Genomic DNA, 7,197 nt, shown 5'->3' with positions numbered 1-7,197 from the left:
GTGCAAGCCTGGTGTAAGGTAATGAAGTAAAATAACTCTCGAATAGCGGTAATTAATGGGAGATAACAGTAAAACACCCGTTAAGATTAAACCTACGTAGTACCACAGGTTTTCATAAATTAAAGGCAAGCCCAAAACATAAGATGCTACTCCTATGGTAATAATTTCTGCAACATTCATGGCGTAACTTACAAACATCGCTACATAGAAAAATCCTGGTTCGCGCTCAAATTTTAAGTTGCAATGCGGACAGGTAATATTTGTTTTTTGCAATCTGAAAGAATAAGCACTTCCAGTAAATATATCTCCTTTGCGACAACGTGGGCATTTACACTGTAAAAACGCTTGAAATTTAGATAACTCAGCCATAATCTTATAATTTAATACCTCAAAGGTAAGGCTAAAATTAAAAACTAATTTATGATCTGCATCATGTTTGAGGGATTAGTATATTGGTCCATTAGTCATTTGTTATTTAAAATTAGTCATTGGTTCATTAGTGCTTTCGCAATAAAACGCTAAACCTTTACTATTTTTCCTTTAATGGTTTTGATCAGGCCTTTTTCGGCGAGTATTTTAGTGCCACGGATAACTGTTTCTACCCTTAAACCGGTCATATCAGCTAATTCTTGCCGCGTTACCTTTAAATTTTCGCCCACAGCAATATCATTAAGGAGATAATTGATAATCGTTAATAATCGATGCTCAGCCTTTTCGCTCGCCAGTTCTTCTAACATCATCGATTTATAAAAAAGACGGTTACTTAGCGTCCGGATCAGATCCATGCTAAAATCGGGTTCGTTTTTGATCAGATCAAAAAAATCTTCTTTATTTACAGCAATTAGCTGCGAATCTTTATTGGTGATGGTAAAAGCTAAATAAGGCCTGTTGATTAGTAATGCAGGTTCGCCAAAATACTGGCCCGTTTTAAAAACCCCCTGAATAAATTCCTTTCCTTCATCGCTAACGGTAACCATTCTTACCTCGCCCGATTTGATAAAATATACATAGCGCGGCTGCATATCAGGCTCGTAAATAACCGAATCTTTCGGGTAGCTTTTAACTTTTAAGCCTTTATCAATCAGTTTTTGAATATTCATCATTGCTTGTGGTAGTTTAACTTACTGATAAGGTCGTCATTCCCGCGCAGGCGGGAATCTTAAAGCCCATTGCATTACGATCCCTAATCATCCCGATAGCTATCTTCCTGATTATAAACACAATAACAATACTTATAAAAACTAACCTAATGTTTCTTTCATTAAACGGGTGTAAAACTCTTTCAATGTAATCCCCATTGCCGCTACCTGTTGTGGAATAAAACTGGTTGCTGTTTGCCCGGGAATGGTATTGATTTCGATAAAATAAAACTTACCAGTTCCTTCTTCGAGGAAATAATCAACACGTACTACTCCCCTACAATTTAGTTTCTTATATACATCCTTTACCACCTGTTGCACACGACTCAGCTCTTCTTCATTCATTCTGCCTGGTGTAATTTCTTCAGTTGCACCAGGAGTATATTTGGCTTCGAAATCAAAAAACTCATTTGCGGGAATCACTTCTGTAGTTGGCAAAACAATAATTTTTCCTTCAGCGCCAAAAATGCCTATCGAAAACTCTCTACCACTAACAAACTCCTCAATTAAAATCTGATCATCTTCTTTAAAAGCCTTTTCTAAAGCACTTTCCAGGTCATCGGCATGTTTTACCTTACTCATGCCAATACTACTGCCCCCACTATTTGGTTTAACAAAATAAGGCAACCTTAGATCTTGCTTAATTTGTTTTAAATTATAGTTGCCACCTTTAAATATCTGAACAGATTTTGCGGTGTACAAGTTATCAATGCCTTCTACAACCGCTTTGGTATAACCTTTATTCATCGTAATTGATGAAGTTAATGCATCGCAGGTAGTGTACCGGATACCCAACATATCAAAATAGCCCTGTAATTTTCCATCCTCACCAGGCGAACCATGGATAGCAATAAAAACACCGTCGAACTTAATTTTTCTTCCTTCAAGCGTTAAGGAAAAATCATTTTTATCAATTTCAATTTTAACAGAATCAGCAGGCTCATAAAACCAGCCCTTTTCGTTCAGCATAATCTTATACACATCGTATAAATCGGGGTCGATATTTTGAGCAATAGTGGCTGCGCTTTTCACCGAAACAACCCATTCGCCTGTGGTACCGCCTGTTAACAATGCTATCGTTTTCTTCATGTTAAAAATCCTTTTATAAATAGAAATTGAATATAAATATATCCTCAAAAATATAAATATCTTTGTGCTTTAATAATATTGAAGGAGAGAATTTATTCAATGGTTGAATGAAGGAATTAGAGCATGATGGAATGAGGAAATGGATTCTATAATTCAATCAATCATTAAAATAGTTACATTTGAGCTTGTACGCATAACCCAAATTAAGATTCATGTCTAAATTTATAGATTATTTAAAAACCAAATCGTTTAGAAACAATATTTTAGCTGCAATAGTAACCGTTGTAGTGCTGCTATTGGTCGCTTTTTTTAGTTTAAGATATTACACCAAACACGGACAAGGCCTAAATGTACCTATGGTAAAAGGCTTATCTTTTGAGCAGGCAGTTAAGAAACTCGAAGATGCCGGGTTAAAATATGAAGTAGATTCAGTTTTTATTATGGATCAACCTGCGGGAATTGTAATTGATCAGGATCCTGATCCCAATACTTTTGTTAAAGATAACCGGACCATTTACTTAACCATTAATGCAGGTAAAACACCGAATACAAAATTCCCTGATATAGCGTTTAAAACCTTAAGAGAAGCACAGGCTATAATAGAGAGTTCGAGATTAAAACTCGGAGATACCACTTATAAGCCAGATGTAAGCCGCGATGTGGTTTTAGAAGCTTCTTTCGGCGGTCAGCCAATAGCAGTCGGACAGATTGTGCCTGTTGGCTCGAGGATTAACCTGGTATTGGGCGATGGACGTGGAAACGAAGAAGTAGATATTCCACAACTAATGGGATTAACGATGGATGAAGCGAAATTTAGCCTAAGAGGTTCGAACTTGAGTTTAGGTACTATTATTTATGATGGTCCTATTACCGATAGTGCTGCTGCTATTATTACTAAACAAGATCCTATGCTGGTTGATTCGTTAACCAAAGTGGCTATAGGTACAAAGATTAACATTACCCTATCTAACAAACAACAATAAACACGTATCATATTTACAGATGACTGAAGTAGAAAAAAAGAACATGAGTACAGGCAAAAAAGTGGCAATAGTTATTGCGCTTCTTGTTATTTTAATTGCTGGTTACTTTGCGTTAAATATTTACAGGCTTTACTTTGCCCCTAACGTTACCGAAAATCAAAAATACCTATATATCAAAACCGGAAGCAGCTACGATGATCTGATCGCAGAAATTAAAAAGAAAGATCTGGTAAAAAGCATCTCTTCTTTTACTGCAGCTGCCGGAAAAATGAATTTAGCTACAAGTGTTAAACCCGGACGTTACCGTTTAAACAAAGGGATGACCAATCGCAGTTTAATTAACTTAATTAAGGCCGGAAATCAAGATCCGGTTAAATTGAAATTCCATAACATCCGTAAGAAAGAAAACTTTGCAGCATACCTGGCCAGCAACCTGGAAGCCGATTCGTTAAGCTTTATCAATGTTTTAGATTCTACCGCACTGATTAGCAAATATGGTTTTAACCAGGATAATGTTTATGCGATGTTTATCCCGAATACTTACGAGATGTACTGGAATATTTCGCCGGTTGATTTCTTTGAGCGCATGCACAAGGAATATGATAAATTCTGGACTGCCGACCGCAAACAAAAAGCAGCAAGTTTAAATCTGACTCCAGTACAGGTATATACCCTGGCTTCTATTGTTGATGCAGAGGCACTTTACGACAAAGAAATGCCCATTATAGCAGGTTTGTATTTAAACCGTTTGAATAAAGGCATATTGTTACAGGCTGATCCAACTGTGATTTTTGCAAACAACGATTTCACCGTTAAAAGGGTAACCGGAAAATTATTACAGGTACAATCGCTTTACAACACTTATAAGTACGCTGGTTTGCCTCCTGGACCGATTATGATGCCCAGTATTAATGCAATTGATGCTGTACTAAACCGCGATAACAACAATTACATTTACATGTGTGCCAAAGAAGATTTTTCCGGCTACCATAATTTTGCTGAAAATAAAGCGCAGCACGAAATCAATGCAAAGAAATATCGTGAAGCTTTAAACAAAAGAAACATATTTAAATAATGTATAGCCACAGTACAAAAATCAGGGTTCGGTATGGCGAAACCGATCAGATGGGCTATATGTATTATGGCAATTATGCACAATACTACGAAGTAGGCCGGGTAGAAATGTTGCGCAGTTTGGGCATGAGCTATAGCTCGATGGAAGCTGATGGAATTATGATGCCTGTTTTAGAATTAAAGTGCAAATATATTAAACCTGCCCTTTACGACCAGGAAATTACCGTAAAAACAATCATCAAAACCTTGCCAGGCATCAGGATCTTTTTTGAGTACGAGTTGTATAACGAAAAAGAAGAGCTCATAAACATTGGGGCCACTACACTGGTTTTTGTTGATATGAAGAAAAATAAACCTACAAATCCACCCGAAAATTTTATGGAAAAACTATCGGTGTTTTTTAATTAACAAATACAATGGAATGGTTACATAGGCAGTTATTACATCTTAAACTCTATTCTAGATTTATCGAATGGACGAAGGGATGTGTTTTGCCTGGTTTTAGCCCACTTCCCTTGTATACTGTAGCTACATTTTTCTTTCGTGAAATTGGTAAAGACGCTTTGGTAAACAAGTCATCATCTTTAGCTTACAGTTTCATGTTGGCTATCTTCCCTGGTATTATCTTCCTGTTTACGTTAATTCCTTTTATTCCGATTAAAGGCTTCCAGGATCAACTGTTAAACTTAATACAACTTGTACTGCCACACAATGCTTTTGATGCCTTTGAAACCACATTAAAAGATATTATTAAAAACCAGAACAAGGGCTTACTATCTTTCGGTTTTTTATCGGCCATATTTTTTGCCACCAATGGGGTTAAAAATTTAATGAAGGCTTTTAATAAATCATCATTGATTATCGAAACCAGGGGCTGGTTGAAACAACGCTTAATTGCACTGATATTAACTACGATTATTTGTTTTTCCATTATCATCTGCATCAGCGCCATGACTCTGGGAGAAGTTTTACTAAATAAGATCACAAACGAACTCCACATTAAAGGTAGTTTTCTAGCCTTTGCCGTACAGTTTACCCAGTGGGCACTACTGGCCATTTTATATTTTTTAACGGTATCTATCTTATATCGATACGGGCCAGCACATTCAAAAAAGTGGCGTTTCTTTAGTGCAGGTTCCTGGTTGGCTACTATACTGGCTTTCCTTACCATCTGGGGATTTTCTTTCTACATTAACCATTTTGCTTCCTACAACAAAGTATATGGTTCTATCGGAACATTAATTGTGGTGATGATCTGGCTTTACCTCAATTCTTTAATTTTATTGATCGGTTTTGAGCTCAATGCCAGTGTTGATGTAAGCAAAAGAAGTGTAAAAATTATCCGCCCTACCTTTAATTTGTTCAAAAAATCGGAGCCAATTGAAGAAAATATCCAGAAGAAATAATTTTTTCTCCCTCTGTGTTAAGTAATTATCAAGTTTATATAAAAAAAAAGCATTCATAGTTTGCAGATTTAACCGGAGTTCGTACTTTTGCCTCCGGAAAGCTGGCAGAGTGGTCGAATGCGGCAGTCTTGAAAACTGTTGACTGTAACAGGTCCGGGGGTTCGAATCCCTCGCTTTCCGCATCAACTGAAAAGGAAGAATTAACAATAGTTCTTCCTTTTTTTGTATCCATAAAATCGCGAATCCTTAGGAAAGATGGAAGCAATAATATTTTGCGGTATTCAAGCAACGGGAAAAACTACTTTTTTTAAAGAACGGTTTTTTAGAAGTCACATACGCATTTCCTTAGATTTATTAAATACGAGAAATAAAGAACTCAGGTTTATTGAAACTTGCATCAATACCTCTCAGCCTTTTGTGATCGACAATACAAATCCATCGCTAGAAGAAAGAGCAAAATATATAACCATTGCAAAAGCAAATAAATTTAAAGTAATCGGCTATTATTTTCAATCAAAGTTAGTTGAAGCGATAACGCATAATAATCAACGTTCGGGCAAAGAGAAGATCCCTGAAATTGGTATAAAAGGTACCTTTAAAAAACTGAGTCTTCCTTCTATTAACGAGGGTTTCGATGAACTTTATTATGTAACAGCCGAGAATAACGAATTCACTATAAAGCCGTGGTCAGATGAAATTTGATGATTTAGATGCTAAGATGAGGGTTTATGAAACTGCTCAAGATCGTTGTATTTTACCTGAGATGTACATGGTAGCCAGAATTGACGGGCGTGGTTTTACCAGGCTCACCAAAGAAGTGCATCATTTTGAAGCACCCTTTGATGAAAAATTTCGGAATTTAATGACTGAAACAGTAAAACATCTTATGAACTGCGGTTTCAATATCATTTATGGTTATACGCAAAGTGATGAAATATCACTGCTATTTCATCCCAGTGAGAATCTTTTTGGCCGAAAGACAAGAAAATATATTTCCGTTCTTGCTGGTGAAGCCAGTGCTAAATTTTCTTCCATCTTAGGAGACGTTGGAGCATTTGATTGCCGTGTTTCTGAGCTTCCGAACAAAAAATTAGTTGAGGATTATTTCAGATGGTGTAATGAAGATGCGCACAGAAATGCATTGAATGCACATTGCTACTGGCGGTTGAGGCAAGACAAGCTTAACAGAAACCAAGCTACTTCCAAAATTGAGGGGATGAGTATTGCGGCCAAAAACGAATTATTATTTCAATACGGCATCAATTTCAATAATGTTCCTGGCTGGCAAAAAAGAGGAATAGGTTTTTATTGGAAAAACACAAACAAAGTGGGATTTAATCCCAAAATCAATAGACATGTATTGACAGATAAGCGGGTTCTCTACACCGATTTCGAGTTGCCCATGCGCGAAGAATACAATAAATTTATACATGATCTATTGGGTCAGTATGAGATCAAGATATAAGAATATCCCCCAATTCTAGTGCAGGTCTAATATATTAAGGT

The 7,197-nt window shown here is 36.5% G+C and carries 9 protein-coding genes and 1 tRNA gene; 7 read left to right on the top strand and 3 right to left on the bottom strand.

The window, feature by feature from the left end; all coding sequences use genetic code 11:
* The 3 genes from ASU31_RS23875 to ASU31_RS23865 all read right to left on the bottom strand — a co-directional run.
* Positions 1 to 273: DUF983 domain-containing protein (locus tag ASU31_RS23875; protein ID WP_342438935.1), on the bottom strand; the 273-nt coding region annotated here is incomplete at its 3' end.
* Between the two features lie 245 nt (positions 274 to 518).
* On the bottom strand, positions 519 to 1,103 hold the full coding sequence (locus ASU31_RS23870; RefSeq protein WP_245224600.1) for a Crp/Fnr family transcriptional regulator: 585 nt from the start codon (positions 1,101 to 1,103) through the stop codon (positions 519 to 521).
* A 138-nt stretch (positions 1,104 to 1,241) separates the two neighbouring features.
* Entirely contained in the window at positions 1,242 to 2,228 is a 987-nt protein-coding gene (locus ASU31_RS23865; protein ID WP_057934760.1) for a D-alanine--D-alanine ligase, read from the bottom strand.
* A gap of 212 nt (positions 2,229 to 2,440) precedes the next feature.
* On the opposite strand from ASU31_RS23865, the gene ASU31_RS23860 reads away from it, so the two are divergent.
* The 7 genes from ASU31_RS23860 (at position 2,441) to ASU31_RS23830 (ending at position 7,156) form a co-directional block, all read left to right on the top strand.
* Complete coding sequence (locus ASU31_RS23860; RefSeq protein ID WP_057934759.1) at positions 2,441 to 3,211, top strand: PASTA domain-containing protein; 771 nt, start codon at positions 2,441 to 2,443, stop codon at positions 3,209 to 3,211.
* 19 nt (positions 3,212 to 3,230) lie between these two features.
* Complete coding sequence (mltG, locus tag ASU31_RS23855) at positions 3,231 to 4,286, top strand: endolytic transglycosylase MltG (RefSeq protein WP_057934758.1); 1,056 nt, start codon at positions 3,231 to 3,233, stop codon at positions 4,284 to 4,286.
* Positions 4,286 to 4,693: an acyl-CoA thioesterase gene (locus tag ASU31_RS23850; RefSeq protein WP_057934757.1), complete on the top strand. Its 408-nt coding sequence runs from the start codon at positions 4,286 to 4,288 to the stop codon at positions 4,691 to 4,693. Before mltG ends, ASU31_RS23850 begins: the two co-directional genes overlap by 1 nt.
* A gap of 8 nt (positions 4,694 to 4,701) precedes the next feature.
* Positions 4,702 to 5,691, top strand: a complete 990-nt coding sequence (locus ASU31_RS23845; RefSeq protein ID WP_057934756.1) for a YihY/virulence factor BrkB family protein — start codon at positions 4,702 to 4,704, stop codon at positions 5,689 to 5,691.
* A gap of 95 nt (positions 5,692 to 5,786) precedes the next feature.
* Positions 5,787 to 5,871, top strand: a tRNA-Ser gene (locus ASU31_RS23840).
* Positions 5,872 to 5,946: 75 nt separating this feature from the next.
* Complete coding sequence (locus ASU31_RS23835) at positions 5,947 to 6,393, top strand: bifunctional polynucleotide phosphatase/kinase family protein (protein ID WP_057934755.1); 447 nt, start codon at positions 5,947 to 5,949, stop codon at positions 6,391 to 6,393.
* Positions 6,383 to 7,156 (top strand): tRNA(His) guanylyltransferase Thg1 family protein, encoded by a 774-nt coding sequence (locus tag ASU31_RS23830; protein ID WP_057934754.1) that lies wholly within the window; start codon positions 6,383 to 6,385, stop codon positions 7,154 to 7,156. The genes ASU31_RS23835 and ASU31_RS23830 overlap by 11 nt, the downstream gene beginning before the upstream one ends.
* The last annotated feature ends 41 nt before the right edge of the window (positions 7,157 to 7,197 follow it).

Source organism: Pedobacter ginsenosidimutans, from assembly GCF_001442625.1.
Taxonomy (GTDB): domain Bacteria; phylum Bacteroidota; class Bacteroidia; order Sphingobacteriales; family Sphingobacteriaceae; genus Pedobacter; species Pedobacter ginsenosidimutans.
This window is presented reverse-complemented; position numbering and strand designations above follow the sequence as displayed.

Coding starts and splice junctions, on each gene's coding strand:
- ASU31_RS23850 (WP_057934757.1), top strand. CDS start 4,286: ATGTATAGCCACAGTACAAAAATCAGGGTTCGGTATGGCGAAACCGAT.
- ASU31_RS23835 (WP_057934755.1), top strand. CDS start 5,947: ATGGAAGCAATAATATTTTGCGGTATTCAAGCAACGGGAAAAACTACT.
- mltG (WP_057934758.1), top strand. CDS start 3,231: ATGACTGAAGTAGAAAAAAAGAACATGAGTACAGGCAAAAAAGTGGCA.
- ASU31_RS23870 (WP_245224600.1), bottom strand. CDS start 1,103: ATGATGAATATTCAAAAACTGATTGATAAAGGCTTAAAAGTTAAAAGC.
- ASU31_RS23865 (WP_057934760.1), bottom strand. CDS start 2,228: ATGAAGAAAACGATAGCATTGTTAACAGGCGGTACCACAGGCGAATGG.
- ASU31_RS23845 (WP_057934756.1), top strand. CDS start 4,702: ATGGAATGGTTACATAGGCAGTTATTACATCTTAAACTCTATTCTAGA.
- ASU31_RS23860 (WP_057934759.1), top strand. CDS start 2,441: ATGTCTAAATTTATAGATTATTTAAAAACCAAATCGTTTAGAAACAAT.
- ASU31_RS23830 (WP_057934754.1), top strand. CDS start 6,383: ATGAAATTTGATGATTTAGATGCTAAGATGAGGGTTTATGAAACTGCT.